This is a genomic window from Escherichia sp. KTE159 (assembly GCF_000408805.1).
Taxonomy (GTDB): Bacteria; Pseudomonadota; Gammaproteobacteria; order Enterobacterales; family Enterobacteriaceae; genus Escherichia; species Escherichia marmotae.
In genome coordinates this window covers 1,401,937-1,418,522 of record NZ_KE137292.1, presented here as the reverse complement: position 1 = coordinate 1,418,522, position 16,586 = coordinate 1,401,937, and the positions used below count along the sequence as shown (strand labels likewise).

15 protein-coding genes are annotated in these 16,586 nt (G+C 49.8%); 10 read left to right on the top strand and 5 right to left on the bottom strand.

All coding sequences use genetic code 11. The features are described from left to right. Nucleotides 1–4: 4 nt before the first annotated feature. Entirely contained in the window at nucleotides 5–1,429 is a 1,425-nt protein-coding gene (gene patD / locus A31E_RS14755) for an aminobutyraldehyde dehydrogenase (RefSeq protein ID WP_001163919.1), read from the top strand. Between the two features lie 98 nt (nucleotides 1,430–1,527). Here patD and yncL read toward each other — a convergent pair whose 3' ends face one another. Next, nucleotides 1,528–1,623, bottom strand: a complete 96-nt coding sequence (gene yncL / locus A31E_RS24120) for a stress response membrane protein YncL (protein WP_071985532.1) — start codon at nucleotides 1,621–1,623, stop codon at nucleotides 1,528–1,530. 193 nt (nucleotides 1,624–1,816) lie between these two features. Here yncL and A31E_RS14760 point away from each other — a divergent pair, with 193 nt between their 5' ends. Both A31E_RS14760 and ydcY read left to right on the top strand, forming a co-directional pair. Beyond that, nucleotides 1,817–1,990, top strand: coding sequence for a GhoT/OrtT family toxin (locus A31E_RS14760; RefSeq protein ID WP_001516416.1), 174 nt, complete (start codon nucleotides 1,817–1,819; stop codon nucleotides 1,988–1,990). Nucleotides 1,991–2,075: 85 nt separating this feature from the next. Continuing rightward, on the top strand, nucleotides 2,076–2,309 hold the full coding sequence (gene ydcY, locus A31E_RS14765) for a DUF2526 family protein YdcY (protein ID WP_016248714.1): 234 nt from the start codon (nucleotides 2,076–2,078) through the stop codon (nucleotides 2,307–2,309). Here ydcY and A31E_RS14770 read toward each other — a convergent pair whose 3' ends face one another. Both A31E_RS14770 and A31E_RS14775 read right to left on the bottom strand, forming a co-directional pair. Then, nucleotides 2,310–2,759 (bottom strand): DMT family transporter, encoded by a 450-nt coding sequence (locus A31E_RS14770; RefSeq protein ID WP_001076542.1) that lies wholly within the window; start codon nucleotides 2,757–2,759, stop codon nucleotides 2,310–2,312. After that, a complete protein-coding gene (locus tag A31E_RS14775) occupies nucleotides 2,756–3,274 on the bottom strand; it encodes a GNAT family N-acetyltransferase (RefSeq protein ID WP_001516415.1) in 519 nt (172 codons plus the stop codon). Before A31E_RS14775 ends, A31E_RS14770 begins: the two co-directional genes overlap by 4 nt. A gap of 184 nt (nucleotides 3,275–3,458) precedes the next feature. Between A31E_RS14775 and curA the strand changes: the two genes are divergently transcribed. After that, on the top strand, nucleotides 3,459–4,496 hold the full coding sequence (curA, locus tag A31E_RS14780) for an NADPH-dependent curcumin/dihydrocurcumin reductase (protein ID WP_016248713.1): 1,038 nt from the start codon (nucleotides 3,459–3,461) through the stop codon (nucleotides 4,494–4,496). A gap of 38 nt (nucleotides 4,497–4,534) precedes the next feature. Here the strand turns inward: curA and pqqU are convergent, their stop codons facing one another. Then, a complete protein-coding gene (gene pqqU, locus A31E_RS14785; RefSeq protein WP_000689392.1) occupies nucleotides 4,535–6,637 on the bottom strand; it encodes a TonB-dependent receptor PqqU in 2,103 nt (700 codons plus the stop codon). A 241-nt stretch (nucleotides 6,638–6,878) separates the two neighbouring features. Between pqqU and A31E_RS14790 the strand changes: the two genes are divergently transcribed. After that, nucleotides 6,879–7,940, top strand: coding sequence for a 7-bladed beta-propeller protein YncE (locus tag A31E_RS14790; RefSeq protein ID WP_000550691.1), 1,062 nt, complete (start codon nucleotides 6,879–6,881; stop codon nucleotides 7,938–7,940). Between the two features lie 197 nt (nucleotides 7,941–8,137). Here A31E_RS14790 and ansP read toward each other — a convergent pair whose 3' ends face one another. Beyond that, on the bottom strand, nucleotides 8,138–9,637 hold the full coding sequence (ansP, locus tag A31E_RS14795; RefSeq protein WP_001516412.1) for an L-asparagine permease: 1,500 nt from the start codon (nucleotides 9,635–9,637) through the stop codon (nucleotides 8,138–8,140). Nucleotides 9,638–10,481: 844 nt separating this feature from the next. Here ansP and A31E_RS14800 point away from each other — a divergent pair. The 5 genes from A31E_RS14800 to A31E_RS14820 all read left to right on the top strand — a co-directional run. Further along, entirely contained in the window at nucleotides 10,482–11,012 is a 531-nt protein-coding gene (locus A31E_RS14800) for a hypothetical protein (RefSeq protein ID WP_016248712.1), read from the top strand. Further along, nucleotides 11,009–11,365, top strand: coding sequence for a hypothetical protein (locus A31E_RS14805; protein ID WP_016248711.1), 357 nt, complete (start codon nucleotides 11,009–11,011; stop codon nucleotides 11,363–11,365). The genes A31E_RS14800 and A31E_RS14805 overlap by 4 nt, the downstream gene beginning before the upstream one ends. Before the next feature lie 221 nt (nucleotides 11,366–11,586). Continuing rightward, nucleotides 11,587–13,581: a type VI secretion system Vgr family protein gene (locus A31E_RS14810; RefSeq protein WP_001516408.1), complete on the top strand. Its 1,995-nt coding sequence runs from the start codon at nucleotides 11,587–11,589 to the stop codon at nucleotides 13,579–13,581. 50 nt (nucleotides 13,582–13,631) lie between these two features. After that, nucleotides 13,632–14,084 (top strand): DcrB-related protein, encoded by a 453-nt coding sequence (locus A31E_RS14815; RefSeq protein WP_000141610.1) that lies wholly within the window; start codon nucleotides 13,632–13,634, stop codon nucleotides 14,082–14,084. Between the two features lie 18 nt (nucleotides 14,085–14,102). Continuing rightward, nucleotides 14,103–16,586, top strand: a 2,484-nt coding sequence (locus A31E_RS14820; protein ID WP_016248710.1) for a DUF6531 domain-containing protein, incomplete at its 3' end; no start/stop codon positions are given.

Here is a 16,586-nt window from a genome sequence, read left to right as displayed (position 1 = left end):
TGCTATGCAACATAAGTTACTGATTAACGGAGAACTGGTCAGCGGCGAAGGGGAAAAACAGCCTGTCTATAATCCGGCAACGGGAGAAGTATTACTGGAGATTGCCGAGGCAACCGCAGAGCAGGTTGATGCCGCTGTTCGCGCGGCAGATGCCGCATTTGTCGGGTGGGGGCAAACCACGCCGAAAATGCGTGCGGAATGCCTGCTGAAACTGGCGGATGTTATCGAAGAGAACGGTCAGGTTTTTGCCGAACTGGAGTCCCGTAACTGTGGCAAACCGCTGCATAGTGCTTTTAATGATGAGATTCCGGCGATTGTCGATGTCTTTCGCTTTTTCGCCGGTGCTGCGCGCTGCCTGAATGGTCTGGCGGCGGGTGAATATCTTGAAGGTCATACATCAATGATTCGCCGCGATCCATTAGGTGTTGTGGCCTCTATCGCCCCCTGGAACTACCCGTTGATGATGGCAGCGTGGAAACTGGCTCCGGCGCTGGCGGCGGGGAACTGCGTAGTGCTTAAACCATCAGAAATTACACCGCTGACTGCGTTGAAACTGGCAGAACTGGCGAAAGATATCTTCCCGCCAGGCGTGATCAACGTACTGTTTGGCAGAGGTAAAACGGTGGGTGATCCGCTGACCGGACATCCAAAAGTGCGCATGGTGTCGCTGACGGGGTCTATCGCTACCGGTGAGCACATCATCAGCCATACAGCACCATCCATAAAGCGCACCCACATGGAACTGGGCGGTAAAGCACCAGTGATTGTCTTTGATGATGCAGATATTGAAGCAGTGGTCGAAGGTGTGCGCACCTTTGGCTATTACAATGCCGGACAAGATTGCACTGCTGCCTGTCGTATCTACGCGCAAAAAGGTATTTACGACGCGCTGGTGGAAAAACTCGGTGCCGCAGTGGCAACGTTAAAATCTGGCGCACCGGATGATGGGGCCACAGAGCTGGGGCCGTTAAGCTCACTGGCACATCTCGAACGCGTCAGCAGGGCGGTGGAAGAGGCGAAGGCGACGGGACACATTAAGGTGATCACCGGCGGTGAAAAACGGCAGGGTAACGGTTATTATTATGCGCCTACACTGCTGGCCGGTGCGTTACAAGAAGATGCCATCGTTCAAAGAGAGGTATTTGGCCCGGTAGTGAGCGTGACGGCCTTCGACAACGAAGAGCAAGTGGTTAACTGGGCGAATGACAGTCAGTACGGGTTGGCCTCTTCGGTGTGGACGAAAGATGTCGGTCGGGCGCATCGCGTGAGCGCTCGTCTGCAATATGGCTGCACCTGGGTCAATACCCACTTCATGCTGGTCAGTGAAATGCCGCACGGCGGGCAGAAACTTTCAGGTTATGGCAAAGATATGTCACTTTATGGGCTGGAAGATTACACCGTAGTACGCCACGTAATGGTTAAGCATTAAGGATAGTGTTGTAAATCTGGAGAGTGTGAGAGGATCTAACCTACTGTCAGAGAGTTGATTTCTCTCTGACAGTACGTGCTGCGTGCAATATCGCTACATCAAATAAACCAACCAAATCTCATAGAGATAAGAGTAAACAACCCAACAGCAGCAAAGAGATTTATCAACACTACAGTTTTACTGGAAACGTTCATTTTTGCCACCTTTTGTCATAGCCCCTATGTGTATAGTACGGGTTGGGAAAATCCGCAATCATACTCATTCTGAAGATGGACAAGAGCATGCCGTAGGTTATTGAATTTATCTTAAATGGATTGAAAACTTGATGCGCATCAAGAAATGACGCATATTTGCGCGCGTTTTATTCACCTGGCTGGATGCCTGTACATGTCTCTTTTTCAATGTTTGCTTGTTTTTTATGCTGTTATGGCAGTAATCGCCTTTCTTATTACCTGGTTTCTTTCCCACGATAAGAAGAGCATTCGCTTTCTGAGCGCCTTTCTGGTGGGGATCACATGGCCGATGAGTTTTCCAGTGGCGCTACTGTTTTCACTGTTTTAAATCTTACTCGCTGGCTTGACGGCACAACGCAGACTTATATCATTTGAGTGAATCGATAAATTTCACAAGTGGCTAAGGAGAAAGTATGTCGCATCTGGATGAGGTCATCGCGCGCGTGGATGCCGCGATTGAGGAGAGCGTCATTGCCAATATGAACGAATTGTTAATCGCCCTGAGCGATGACGCAGAGTTAAGCCGGGAAGATCGCTACACCCAGCAACAGCGTTTGCGCACAGCAATCGCCCATCACGGACGCAAGCATAAAGAAGATATGGAAGCGCGCCACGAACAGTTAACGAAAGGCGGCACCATCCTCTGATTAAAACGTGCGTCTGGCCACCAACCAGGCGCCAACTACCAATAAAACCGCTCCGCAAATTGGACCAATCAACGCCCGAAGTGGCACGCCATGACTGCGGAAAATATCCAGTACCAGACCTCCAATAAGTTGGCTGGCGACCAGTACCGCAATGGTCGTTGCCGCCCCCACATTTTGATACCCGCTGATACTGGCGAAGACAAAAAATGATCCCAGCAAACCAGGGATTAGAGTCCACCAACGCACGCTGGACACCAGTTCGCCAAACCCTGCCATCCCTTGTTTAAACCACAAAATAGACACGAACAGCACAATTCCCACCAGTGAGTTCAGTAGCATGGCGATGAGAATGGTGGAGGAGGTCTGAGTGATGCGCACCATCAATGTGTTTTGCACCACCAGGCCAATCCCGGCGGCGATCAAAAAGGCAAGGGTAAGCGACTGATTCATCCGATAGCGTCCGGTTCACTGCGTTCGTCGAGTTGCAACTGCATAAAGGTGAGATCCAGCCAGCGACCAAATTTAGTGCCTACCTGCGGCATTTGTGCGGTGACGACAAATCCCAGCGACTGGTGTAGATGCAGCGAGGCCTGATTTTGCGACTCGATCCCGGCAACCATGACATGCTTCCCGCAATCCCGCGCTTCATCAATCAACCGGCTTAACAATTTGCGCCCAAGACCTTTGCCTTGATGATCCGGATGAACATATACCGAATGTTCCACTGTATGGCGAAAACCGTCGAAACTACGCCAGTCACCAAATGAGGCATACCCCGTGACAACGCCATTTTCTTCGCTCACCAGCACCGGATAACCGGATAATGTTCGCGCTTCAAACCAGGCGATTCGGTTATCTGCATCCACCGTTTGGTCGTTCCAGATAGCCGCCGTATACAACACGGCGTGGTTATAAATTTCTGCAATTGCAGCACAATCGGCTTTGCGGGCAAAACGGATGGACATGTCGAGCCTCTATAAAACATCGAATAGTAATGATGCTATCAATACTATCGAAAACAGCCGGAAGCAACGCAATCTATAATGAAATTATTGTGTGTTGCTGGACGAATGTGATGCATACAAACACATCTCACCACGTGAGCCTGCTACCATTGATGGATTCATGCCAAAAGCACAGGAGATCATTATGGGGCAACAAAAGCAGCGTAACCGCCGTTGGGTTCTGGCCTCGCGTCCGCATGGAGCGCCGGTTCCGGAGAATTTCCGTCTGGAAGAAGATGACGTTGCCACGCCAGGTGAAGGTCAGGTGTTACTGCGCACAGTTTATCTGTCGCTGGACCCATATATGCGCGGGCGCATGAGCGATGAGCCATCCTATTCACCACCGGTTGATATTGGTGGCGTGATGGTTGGCGGCACGGTGAGCCGGGTGGTGGAATCAAATCATCCGGACTACCAGCCTGGCGACTGGGTGCTGGGCTACAGCGGCTGGCAGGACTACGACATATCCAGCGGTGATGAACTGGTGAAACTTGGCGATCAGCCACAAAACCCTTCGTGGTCGCTGGGTGTGCTGGGGATGCCTGGTTTTACCGCTTATATGGGCTTGCTGGATATCGGTCAACCTAAAAAGGGGGAAACGCTGGTGGTTGCTGCTGCAACCGGCCCTGTTGGCGCAACGGTGGGGCAAATCGGCAAACTGAAAGGCTGTCGGGTGGTGGGTGTTGCCGGTGGCGCTGAAAAATGCCGCCATGCTACTGATGTACTGGGTTTCGATGTTTGCCTTGATCACCATGCGGATGATTTTGCTGAGCAACTGACGAAGGCGTGTCCGAAAGGTGTTGATATCTATTATGAAAATGTGGGCGGTAAAGTGTTTGATGCCGTGTTGCCGTTGCTCAATACATCCGCGCGCATTCCTGTCTGCGGCTTAGTGAGCGGCTATAATGCGACGGAATTGCCATCTGGTCCGGATCGTTTACCGTTGCTGATGGCCACGGTGCTGAAAAAACGTATTCGTCTGCAAGGCTTTATTATCAGCCAGGATTATGGGCACCGGATCCATGAGTTCCAGCAGGAGATGGGGCAATGGGTGAAAGAGGGGAAAATCCATTATCGCGAGCAAATGACCGACGGTTTAGAAAATGCCCCACAGACTTTTATTGGCCTGTTAGAAGGTAAAAACTTCGGCAAAGTCGTTATTCGTGTGGCGGATGACAATTAACAAAACAGGTGGCGGTGTTATACCGCCACCACGTAATATTATTCAAACCGCCATGCGAGATTTACGCCAATACCATAATTCCGTCCAGGTGCTGGCTCGTAATATCGGCCATTGGATTCATTAACAATCACCGATCCGACATATTCTTTGTCGAATAAATTATCGACCCGGCCAAATAAATCCACCGTCATATTGCGGTAATTATATTTATAGCCGGTAAACAAACCAACGAGAGTATAAGAGGGCGCTTTTGCCGTGTTTTCGTCATCAGCCATAATATCGCCCATATATCGCGCTTCTGTACCGGCATACCAGCCTTCTTCTGGTACGTAACCTAAAGACGCAAAGCCCATATTGCGGGCGATCCCTGGCATCCGGTTACCATTACAGTTCTGATCGTTACAAACGTTGCTGCGATATGTTGCATCAAGCCAGGTCCACGACGCTTTTACGCGGAAATCTCCGGCGAAACGTTGATCCCACGCCAGCTCGGCTCCCTGACGACGCGTCTTCCCGGCATTTTTATAAGTGGTACGCCCACCGCTACTGCTATCGACAACGATTTCATCATGAGTATCGGTCTGGAACACTGCGAGGCTAAACAGACCATCGCCAATACGCGTTTTACTGCCGATTTCGATTGTATCGTTGGTGGACGGTTTTAAACCAAAGTTCATCCCGCTTTGCCCATCGGCACGGTATGAAAGTTCATTAATGGTCGGCGTTTCAAAGCCGCGTCCCGCTGCCAGATAGATATTCCAGGCATCGGTGATGGCGTATTTTAACGATCCGGCTGGCAGCCATTTGTGATAACTGGCATCTCCGCTGTCATCGCCGTTACCGGGAGTAATGTAATAATCGTTGGAATCAAACCATACTGAGCTATAGCGCACGCCAGCATCCAGTGACAGTTTGTCAGTCAGTTGCCACTGGGTCTGTAAATAGGGATCGACGTTCCACATCAGATTACGCTCGTCGCGGCGCAAATCACCTTTTTGCCCGTATTCTGGTATGCCGTAATTCAAGCGGAAGTTATTGTAGCCCTTGCGGTTTTCACTCATGTTTTCATAGTTTAAACCGGTGGTTAAAGTGAACGGAACACCCAGTTCGCCGCGGTGTGTCCAGCGACTGTCTATTCCCTGATAATGGCGTTGCAGCGTAATCACGCCGCCTGCGTGTGACGGGGTAAGTTGTGGTGCCATCGGGATTGACTGGTACTGGGTCGTTTCACGCTCACCCGCGTACATCATCACGCTCATCTCATCGCTGGCGCTAAGACTACGCTCATAACGCACTCCAGCCTGAGTTTGCTTGATGGTTTTCCGTGTATCGTACTGTTCAGCGCGAGGAGCTTGTTGCGGATCCGCTTTCCATTCTGCTTCGGTCAACCCACCAGGGTCGTTTGCTTTGATATCCACACTATTAAAAATCAGGCTTAATTTGCTGGCATCATCAATACGTACGCCCAATTTGGCATTGGCTAAATTTTTCTGTGCACCACTATGGTCACGGTAGCCGTGGGTCGTAAAACGTGTGGTCGAAACGGTGTAATCGACATCGCCAGCCTGTGTGCCGTCACCCATTGCTCCCGTTGCCTTCAACCCGTAACGCCAGCTACCAAAACTGCCATAGTAACTGCTGGCTTCAATGCCTGACGGTTGTTGCCCCGTTTGTGTGGTGACATTCATCACCCCACCGGAAGCGTTGCCATAGAGGGCGGAAAAGGGGCCACGCAGTACTTCCACGTTTTGCACGCTACTTAAATCGATATTAGACGTTTGTCCTTGCCCGTCGGGCATGGTGGCGGGAATGCCGTCCACATACAGGCGAATCCCGCGGATCCCGTAAGTAGAGCGGGAACCAAATCCACGAATCGACAACTGTAAATCCTGCGCATAGTTCTGCCGGTTTTGTACCTGTAAACCAGGCACGCTGGTCAGTGATTCAGACAAGTTAATGCGCGGTGTTGCCAGGCGCATCTCTTCGCCATCAACCACACTGACCGCCGCTGGGGTATCCAGCTCTGAAACCACCTGTGGTGTGGCACTCACAATCATGGTTTGTTCATTGGCGGCAAAAACGGATGGGGAAAGGACAATCAGCGCAGATAAAACAGTCTGTCGGACGGAAAAAATCTTCATGAAAAAAGCCAGGTTAAGAATGGAAAAACATCGCTATGGTAATGAATTTGTAAATTTATAGAAAACAAAACGGCACGATACGTTAACCAATTGAGAAAATTGTAGTCGTAACAGCAAGAAATACTCCACATTTGAGAAAATAATGATTACCATTCCCATTTATAACAAGGGTGTAACGAAGATTACGCTCAGCGAAGCATTGTGAAGCAGCAAAAATATCGGTTCATCAAAGGGAGTCGTCATGCATTTACGTCATCTGTTCTCATCGCGTCTGCGTGGTTCATTACTGTTAGGTTCATTGCTCGTTGCTTCATCGTTCAGCACGCAGGCAGCGGAAGAAATGCTGCGTAAAGCGGTAGGTAAAGGCGCTTACGAAATGGCTTATAGCCAGCAGGAAAATGCGCTGTGGCTCGCTACATCGCAAAGCCGCAAACTGGATAAAGGCGGGGTGGTTTATCGTCTCGATCCGGTCACTCTGGAAGTGACTCAGGTGATTCATAATGATCTCAAACCGTTTGGCGCCACCATTAACAATGCCACCCAGACGTTGTGGTTTGGTAACACCGTAAACAGCGCGGTCACGGCGATCGATGCCAAAACGGGCGAAGTGAAAGGGCGTCTGGTGCTGGATGATCGTAAGCGCACGGAAGAGGTGCGCCCGCTGCAGCCGCGTGAACTGGTAGCAGATGATGCCACGAATACCGTTTACATCAGCGGTATTGGGAAGGAGAGCGTGATCTGGGTGATTGACGGTGAGAATATCAAACTGAAAACTGCCATCCAGAACACCGGTAAAATGAGCACTGGCCTGGCGTTGGATAGCAAAGGCAAACGTCTCTATACCACCAACGCTGACGGTGAATTGATTACTATCGACACCACCGACAACAAAATTTTGAGCCGTAAAAAGTTGCTGGATGATGGCAAAGAGCACTTCTTTATCAACATTAGTCTCGATACCGCCAACCAGCGTGCGTTTATCACCGACTCCAAAGCTGCGGAAGTGCTGGTGGTTGATACTCGTGAAGGCAATATTCTGGCGAAGGTAGCGGCACCGGAATCACTGGCTGTGCTGTTTAACCCGGCGCGTAATGAAGCCTATGTGACACATCGTCAGGCAGGTAAAGTCAGTGTGATTGACGCGAAAACCTACAAGGTAGTGAAAACGTTCGATACGCCGACCCATCCGAACAGCCTGGCGCTGTCTGCCGATGGCAAAACGCTGTATGTCAGTGTTAAACAAAAATCCACTAAACAGCAGGAAGCTACCCAGCCGGACGATGTGATTCGTATTGCGCTGTAATCGACACAGGGGAGTTTGTCTTTCGTAGGCCTGATAAGGCGCTAGCGCCGCATCCGGCAAGCGGAGCACAATGCCTGATGCAACGCTGTCGCGTCTTATCAGGCCTACAACATGCATAATTATTTGATTTATTTAGAGTTTGTTAGCCGGATAAGGCATTTACGCCGCATCCGGCTTTAAACCGGGCAATTTTGCAATTAACTCGCCGTTTCAGGCTTAAACACAATTTCCTGTTTTTCTTCATCTTCCTCGATGACTGGCGCAGTGCTGTGAACTTCGGCAACGCGTTTACGCACACCAAACCAACCCACAACCAGCAGAATACCGATAACCGGCAGTGCCGCGATGGTATAAGTCCCGTTCGGATAATCGAACGCCATCAGCACCAGGACGCACAGCAAAAACAGTAAAGTCAGCCAGGAAGTGAAGGGCGCGCCGGGGAGTTTAAAACTGACTTCCTGCGCTTTACCTTCTTTAATCGCTTTACGCAGGCGCATCTGGCAAACAATGATAAACGCCCACGAAGCGATAATTCCCAGCGACGCAAAGTTCAACACAATCTCAAAAACGCGCGACGGCACCAGATAATTGAGGAATACGCCGACAACATACACGACCAGCGTCGCCAGAATCCCGGCATACGGAACATGCTGGCGACTCATTTTCGCCATAAAACTTGGTGCAGAACCGCCCATTGCCATTGAGCGTAAAATACGTCCGGTGCAGTACAGGCCAGAGTTCAGGCTGGAGAGTGCGGCGGTCAGCACCACGATATTCATAATGCTGCCGATGTACGGCACGCCAAGTTTAGAGAAGAACGTCACAAACGGACTTTGCCCCGCCTGATACGCACTCCACGGCAATAACATCACCAGCAACAACACGGAACCGACATAAAACAGACCAATACGCCAAATCACGCTGTTAATGGCTTTAGGCACCATGGTCTGCGGATCTTTACATTCTCCGGCGGCAGTTCCCACCATCTCAATGGAAGCGAAAGCAAATACTACGCCCTGAATCAACACCAGTGCAGGCAATAAACCGTGGGGGAAGATACCGCCATTATCGGTAATTAAATGAAATCCTGTGGTGTTGCCATCCAGTGGCTGACCGCTACCGAGGAACACTGTACCCACGACCAGAAAGGTAACAATGGCGAGAACTTTAATCAGCGCAAACCAGAACTCCATCTCTGCAAACCATTTTACACCTATCATATTCATGGTGCCGACGATGGTTAATGCCCCGAGCGCAAATACCCATTGTGGAATATCGCCAAACGCGCCCCAGTAATGCATATACAGTGCAACTGCAGTAATATCGACAATCCCGGTCATTGCCCAGTTGATGAAGTACATCCAGCCAGCAACATAAGCGGCTTTCTCACCCAAAAACTCACGGGCATATGAGACAAAACTGCCACTGGAAGGGCGATGTAATACCAACTCACCCAACGCACGCAAAATAAAAAACGAAAACAAGCCGCAGATTAAATAAACCAGTGCCAGTGCTGGTCCCGCCATTTGTAGTCGGGCACCTGCGCCTAAAAACAAACCAGTACCAATCGCGCCACCAATGGCGATCATCTGCACCTGGCGATTACCCATCGCTTTGTGATAGCCCTCTTCGTGGGCATTAAGCCAGCGGCGTTTCGCGGCGTGTTGATCTGAAGTATCTGTGTCGTGTTTACTCATTGCGCTCCCTGAGTTTCTCGCTAAAAGGTTATATATGACACCACATGGTTTGTTTATTCACCGTGGCAATGACAGCCTTCACCATTATTCTTTATGGGTATAACTGTCGGCGCAGAATCCTACCTGTTATCGTGTAACGATGCAAAATGATCCCGCTCTAAATGTATGGGTATAAAAGCGACTGACGACAAAATAGCAATCTGGTGAAATTATGACTGATACAACTATTGTTGCGTTGAGGGTACTCGATTGCAGACCAGATCTTTTGTTCCTCGTTCGTCGCTCTGAACGCCCGTGGTTTCAGTGGTCACTAGTGTGGTTGGTCGCCAACATATCCCTTCGCTGATTATCACTGAACAGTGAGGGACTGGCGTATGACTGGTTTCAGGGGAATACAACTCTTAAAACATTACTTCAATATAATTTTAATATGTATATCATTCTCGATATTAATTTATGAAGTGAATTTGATATATTCCGAATTCATGATTTACATTACTAATGTATGGAGCATCACGTTAAGATAGCCACGTGCAGATCATGATATCAGGGTGGGGCGGTAGCGTTTACAGATATTAATTAATTGATGAAGATTATGTTATCCGTGCAATCATTTGTATCAACTATTGATATTGAAGATAGATAAACAAAGATACTGAGAGTTAATGTTAAGTAATCGTAATGGGAAACTTTGATAACTTGCTTTGATTTCATTGTCTATGAAGATGATGTCATCAACACTGCATAAAGTGGAAATGTTGAACATCAAAGAGAACCCTATTTAATAAATAATAAAAGAACGTTTGTTTTTTATCTGAAAAATATTATTTCCAGAAGGAATGAGATGTCATTAAGGAGAATGACATCTGGTGAATTAACATTAGCCAGATCGATTTTTGAGAATACAATTGATTATAACAAGGTATGGATCCACAATGAAAAACCCTTGCCAGGTCAAGGGGAAAGAACAGCGATGACCCCAAACGGGGAAATGTATTATCCTGATGCTGTTTATAGTTCAGATTTTTCATCGCAAGCAATGCCTGGCGATCGTGAAACAGTAGCTGGTGCTTCTCACTTATTTATTCATGAAATGATGCATGTTTGGCAATATCAGAAAGGGTATTCAGTTAAGTTGCGTGGTTTGTTTTCCTGGGCGGCAAATTATCATTACGATCTTAATTTACAGTCAATTGCTTCTTATTCAATGGAACAACAAGCATCTATAGTTGCTGATTATTGGCTATTGATTAACTATGGATTGGTAGCTGATTTGGCAAATGTTAACTATGTAGGAGATACAACTGAATCAGCGAATACTCTATCGGAAAAATACAAAAAGGTGCTTAATTTATTTCCTGCGGGCGTCATATGAAGAGATTATTTTTGTTGCTCTTTTTATCGGGATGCACTGTTGGTGATTATGTTCGTCCATTGTTGCCCGGTAATATATATTTACAAGACGCACGGGTTTGTTCAAAACCAGACGATGGGAATATGATTTCAAATTATATTTTATATGAAGGTAAATATGGTAATGCAATAAAACTGAAAAGAGTGACTGGTCAGTTCGATCCCGTATGTATTGACATAAATGAGCTATCTTCAGATGTTATTTATATCGGAAAATATATGCTCTCTTCCGGAAGTAAAAAAGAATACTATGGTTTTAGCATAATTAGAACAGGGGGACGTATTTTAAGACTTGATGATAATCATATCAAATGACAAGTTAAATAATTTCATTGGTTTTATTAATGTGCTTCAGGTGAATATTTTCGCCAGGGTAACATGACTGTGCATTCTTCATGGTATATATGGTTGATAGTACCTTCAGTAGCACTCATAAGTATTGAGGTGTTTTATGCCAACGACGAATATTTTATATATTTTCTTCTCTGTAAGATTTCTTATTAGCACTTAGCCATTCCTAGTTAAAAGGATTAATTATGAGTTTTACAGCTACAGATTACCCATCCGGCACACTAATTGGATCGGGTAAGCATAACGTGACTTTGAGCGGCAGCGCTGTTCCTGATGGAATGTTACTGTTCGCAAGCTTAGGTGGTACAGAAACAGTAGGGGAACTATTTACTTATTCTATTAAATTAAAAACTCCTGACACCCTGAACATAGGCTATGTTTCCCCCGCAGCCAACCTGCAGCTCAAATCGATGGTAGGCAAAGATCTGTGCGTCCATATCGAATTGGATGGCGGCGGAAAACGGTATATCAGCGGGCTGGTGACGGCGGCGCGCGTGGCTGGTCATCAAGGACGTTCGGTGGTGTATGAACTGCGGATCGAACCGTGGTTAAAAATACTGACCCACACGAGTGACTACAAAGCGTTTCAGAATAAAAACGTGGTGGACATCCTGGATGAGGTACTGGATGAGTACCCCTGGCCAGTGGAAAAACGACTGGTGGAAAATTATCCGACTCGCACCTGGCAGGTGCAGTACGGTGAAACAGATTTTGATTTTATTCAGCGCCTGATGCAGGAGTGGGGTATCTACTGGTGGTTTGAGCACAGCGAGAACAGTCACACGTTAGTGCTGGCTGATGCCATTAATGTCCACAAGACATGCGCAGATTCGCCGCTGGTGTGTTATTACCAGAAAGGGCTGAAACTGGACAAGGAGTTTATCCATACCATCACAGCAAATGAAAGCCTGCGCAGCGGACAGTGGGTGCTGAATGATTTCGACTTTATGAAGCCGCGTTCACTGCTGAAGAGCACCGTGGCTAATCCACGTGAAACCGGCCTTGCTGAATATGAGCACTACGAATGGCCGGGAGACTACTTCACAAAGAGTGAAGGTGAAATGCTGACACGCATCCGCATGGAAGAACAGCGTAGCCCCGGTAGTCGGGTACAGGGCAGTGGCAATATTCGTACCCTGATGACAGGTTTTACCTTCATCCTGGAAAACTATCCAACAGCCGAAGTGAACCGGGAATATCTGCTGGCACAGACCACACTATTTATACAGGACAATGCGCAACACAGCGGCCAGGAGCAGCACTTCTCTTACTCAACCAGCTTTGAGTTGCATCCCACCAATGAAGTTTACCGTCCGCAGCGAACTCTGAGCAAACCCCATACCAAAGGTCCGCAGAGCGCCATCGTGACTGGCCCGGCGGGGCAGGAAATCTGGACGGATAAATATGGCCGGGTGAAAGTTCAGTTTGGCTGGGATCGTTACGGTAAGAATGACGAAAACAGCTCCTGCTGGATCCGTGTCAGTTATCCGTGGGCGGGTAAAGGATTCGGTGGCATTCAGATCCCGCGCATTGGTCAGGAAGTACTAGTGGATTTCAAAAACGGTGACCCGGATTTACCCATTATCGTGGGGCGGACATACAACCAGGACACCATGCCTCCGTGGGGACTACCGGGCGCAGCGACGCAAAGCGGGTTTTACAGCCACACCATCGGCGGCGGCCCAACCAATGCTAACGCCCTGCGTTTTGAGGATAAAACTGGCGGAGAAGAAGTCTGGTTGCATGCCGAGAAAGATCAACGCATTGAAGTAAATAATAATGAAAGCCATTGGGTGGGCAATAATCGCCTTAAAGTTATTGATAAAACAGAAACTGCGATTATTGGTGAGAAACGTTCTCTAACAGTCCAGACAGATGATATCTCTCTCGCCGGAGGGGATAAAACAATTCAGACAGTGCAGAATTTACGCCTTGCTGCGGGAGATTCCATTATTCTTAGCTGCGGAGAAACTATCCTGCAAATGACCAGTGACGGAATATTTAATATAACCTGTAAGAATTTTAATATTACAGCAACAGAGAACGGAAAAATAAATACACAATCAGGGCAGCTTGATTTAAACATGAATGACAGAGCGGCAAATATACCTCCGCCTGGAGCATTAGAGAAAACAGCCCTTCAGACGGCAATAGACGTCACCTTCATGACTAAAAAATAAATAAAAACCCATCAAAAATAATTCGTTTATTAAAAAGGACTCATGCCATTATGACGGAATATTACCTCAATGAGACAGTTATAACTTTCACCGGGAATATTATTCAGGACAGTACCATTAATATGTTGCGGCTCAGCAATCCCGACGCCGCACTCATTATCAGCCGGGGTCAGATGCAGGAAGGAGACGAATTAGCCTCTCAGGTTGAACAGCAAATGAAAAAGCTGGAAAAGCAGGTCAGGGAACTGCACCACACGCCCGTGCAGGTGACCCGCGTGGGGATTAATGACGCTGAGGAAGGGCTGGAGATACAGAGCCAGTTTCTCCGGGGTAACGAGCAGGTGTATCAGTGTCAGGTGGCATTTGTATTGCCGGGTGAGCGGGTCATGATGGCCTTCACTTACGCCAGAACCACACCGCTGACCCCGGCAGACATGACGCGCTGGGCTGAAATTAAAAAGAATCTGCGCTTCAGGATACGGCAGGAAACCAGGACGCATTAATCACACAGGGAACGGGACATGGAAGATGCATTCTGGGCGGCAAGGCAGGGTGATGCCCTGCTGCATACGTCGTTTATGGCAGATGTGCTGGGGGCGGTGCTGGAAGTGGCCGCAAATGTCGTTATTGATGCCCTCATTGTCGGCGCAACCTCGTTACTGGCGGCGTCAGTAGGGATCACGATGGGGTGCACGGCTGTCTTGCTGACCGGTTTTGTGGCGGGTGTGGCGATGGTGTACACCGGCGTGACAGAAACGGTCAGCGAAGTCTGTTCAGACCTCGCAGATATGCTTTTCCCGCCTCAGATTGAAGGTTACATCCTCACCGGCTCTGGTGACACATTGATCAACAGCAAACCTGCCGCGCGGGCAGCGGCCACAGCGGCATCGCGGCAGGAGATTGAGGCACAGGAAGCGCAGGCGAAGGCGGAACAGGAAGAAGCGCAGCGTCAGGAGGACGCCAGAACGTTCCGGGATGTGGCCGGGGAATATCTGGAAATGGCGGGGGCAATAGCCCTGGCGGTTCATCCGGTGACTGGACCTGTTCTGATGTCCCGGGCGCTGCACGACCAGCTCAGTACGGAAGAAGGGCGTTCTGAGATGGTGGATGGCGTGACACATTTTGTGTCGGAACTATGGCAGCCCACCGTGGCCAGTGCGGCACCTGACTCCACCCCGACCCCTGACGATAAAATCGACTGCCATAAACATCCTTCCTCACTGACTCAGTTACTCGCACAAAAAAAAGCCGCCTTTCTGGATGACCCTCTGGGAACGGCCCTTAACCTGTTGAGTCCGGACGGTCTGCTGGAAACCGCCTTTCAGGGAGTGAATGCGGTTATTGGTAGTATCAGTAATCTGTTCAAAGGTGATGACGAACCGCCCGCGGCGGAATATATCGCGGAAGGTGCGCGGGATGTGCGTGTCAACAGTCAGCCAGCGGCACGCAGCGGGGCACGCTGTACCTGCGAGGCCAGGGTGGTGAATGCGCCGGGGGACGGGGCGTTTGTGTCACCGGATGTCCGCATTGGCGGTCCGTTACTGGTGGTCAGGGATATCAGAAGCGGCAGGTCGCAGATAACCCTGGTGGCAACCGTGGCGCTGATGTTTCTTCGCCCGGGCAAAATGCTTTCTAAAATCGCCTGTTTTGCTGCCGGTATCGGGATGAGCATGATGACGCAGAAGGCCATCAGCGCCCTCCCGCATCCGGTCAACGCCGCCACCGGGGCCAAATACCTGGCTGATGATGATGACTTCGATTTCAGCCTGCCGGGCCACTTTCCGCTGGACTGGCAGCGTGTGTACAGCAGTCGTGACGAACGCACGGATGGGATGTTCGGTCAGGGCTGGAGCGTGATGTATGAAGTCAGCCTCGAGCGCACACCGGGTAACGCGGACGAAAACTGCATGACCTTTGTGGCGGGTATGGGGCGACGGCTGGATATGGAAGCCGTGCTGCCGGGGAGCGGATTTTACAGCCCCGGTGAAGGACTGGCAGTACGGCGTGGTGAGCAGGGGCACTGGCTTATCAGCAGCGATGATGGACATTTTTTTCTGTTTGAAGCCGACCCGCATCACCCGCAGCGCCAGCGGCTGAAAATGCTGGGCGACCGTAACAGCAACTGTCTGAATCTGTACTACGACAACCGGGGGCGCATCACTGAAATCCGCGGCGAACAGCAGCGTCCGTGCATCCGTCTGTATTACGAACTGGCGGCGCATCCCCGGCGGGTGACACAGATTTATCAGCATTTCCCTGATACTGCACCTTTACTGCTGCGTCGTTACAACTATGACGAGGCTGGCCACCTGAACGGCGTGCACGACAGCACGGGGCACCTGTTGCGTGAGTTTGCTTACGACGAAAACAACTGCATGACGCTGCACCGGCAGCCCGGCGGCGAAGGGTATTATTACCAGTGGGGCTGGTATGAAGGGCCGGATGATGCAGGCTGGCGCGTGACGGGCCACCATACCGACAGTGGCGCACGATACCGTCTGGACTGGCGGATGGCTGAACGTGTGGTATGTGTGACAGACGGGGCGGGCCGGACACGCTTTCATCAGTGGGATGCGCAGAATCAGGTGACGGCGTACCAGGACGAAGCCGGGCAGGTGATGACGTTCCGCTGGAGCGACGAAGAACGACTGCTGCTGGGGATGACCGACGCTCAGGGCGGCAAATGGCGCTATGTGTATGACCGCCTGGGGCATATCACGGAGACGCACGACCCGCTGGGGCGGGTGGCACAGACACAGTGGCACCCGGTATGGCACGAACCGGAAACGGAAGTGGATGCGACGGGGAACAGTTGGCGCTGTGAGTACGATGAACGCGGCAATCTTCTTACCGTGACCGACCCGTTGCAACAAAACACCCGGTATCAGTATGACCGCCACGGCCAGGTGGTACAGATAACCGATGCCCGTGGGGGGAATAAATACCTTCAGTGGAACGAAGACGGGCAGCTCACGCGGCATACGGATTGTTCCGGCTCGCAGACG

What these genes read in the sequence shown, in the direction of transcription:
- A31E_RS14805 (WP_016248711.1), top strand. Translation starts at nt 11,009, where the DNA reads ATGAAGAGATTATTTTTGTTGCTCTTTTTATCGGGATGCACTGTTGGT.
- patD (WP_001163919.1), top strand. Translation starts at nt 5, where the DNA reads ATGCAACATAAGTTACTGATTAACGGAGAACTGGTCAGCGGCGAAGGG.
- pqqU (WP_000689392.1), bottom strand. Translation starts at nt 6,637, where the DNA reads ATGAAGATTTTTTCCGTCCGACAGACTGTTTTATCTGCGCTGATTGTC.
- yncL (WP_071985532.1), bottom strand. Translation starts at nt 1,623, where the DNA reads ATGAACGTTTCCAGTAAAACTGTAGTGTTGATAAATCTCTTTGCTGCT.
- A31E_RS14810 (WP_001516408.1), top strand. Translation starts at nt 11,587, where the DNA reads ATGAGTTTTACAGCTACAGATTACCCATCCGGCACACTAATTGGATCG.
- A31E_RS14790 (WP_000550691.1), top strand. Translation starts at nt 6,879, where the DNA reads ATGCATTTACGTCATCTGTTCTCATCGCGTCTGCGTGGTTCATTACTG.
- ansP (WP_001516412.1), bottom strand. Translation starts at nt 9,637, where the DNA reads ATGAGTAAACACGACACAGATACTTCAGATCAACACGCCGCGAAACGC.
- A31E_RS14800 (WP_016248712.1), top strand. Translation starts at nt 10,482, where the DNA reads ATGTCATTAAGGAGAATGACATCTGGTGAATTAACATTAGCCAGATCG.
- A31E_RS14815 (WP_000141610.1), top strand. Translation starts at nt 13,632, where the DNA reads ATGACGGAATATTACCTCAATGAGACAGTTATAACTTTCACCGGGAAT.
- A31E_RS14760 (WP_001516416.1), top strand. Translation starts at nt 1,817, where the DNA reads ATGTCTCTTTTTCAATGTTTGCTTGTTTTTTATGCTGTTATGGCAGTA.
- curA (WP_016248713.1), top strand. Translation starts at nt 3,459, where the DNA reads ATGGGGCAACAAAAGCAGCGTAACCGCCGTTGGGTTCTGGCCTCGCGT.
- A31E_RS14775 (WP_001516415.1), bottom strand. Translation starts at nt 3,274, where the DNA reads ATGTCCATCCGTTTTGCCCGCAAAGCCGATTGTGCTGCAATTGCAGAA.
- A31E_RS14770 (WP_001076542.1), bottom strand. Translation starts at nt 2,759, where the DNA reads ATGAATCAGTCGCTTACCCTTGCCTTTTTGATCGCCGCCGGGATTGGC.
- ydcY (WP_016248714.1), top strand. Translation starts at nt 2,076, where the DNA reads ATGTCGCATCTGGATGAGGTCATCGCGCGCGTGGATGCCGCGATTGAG.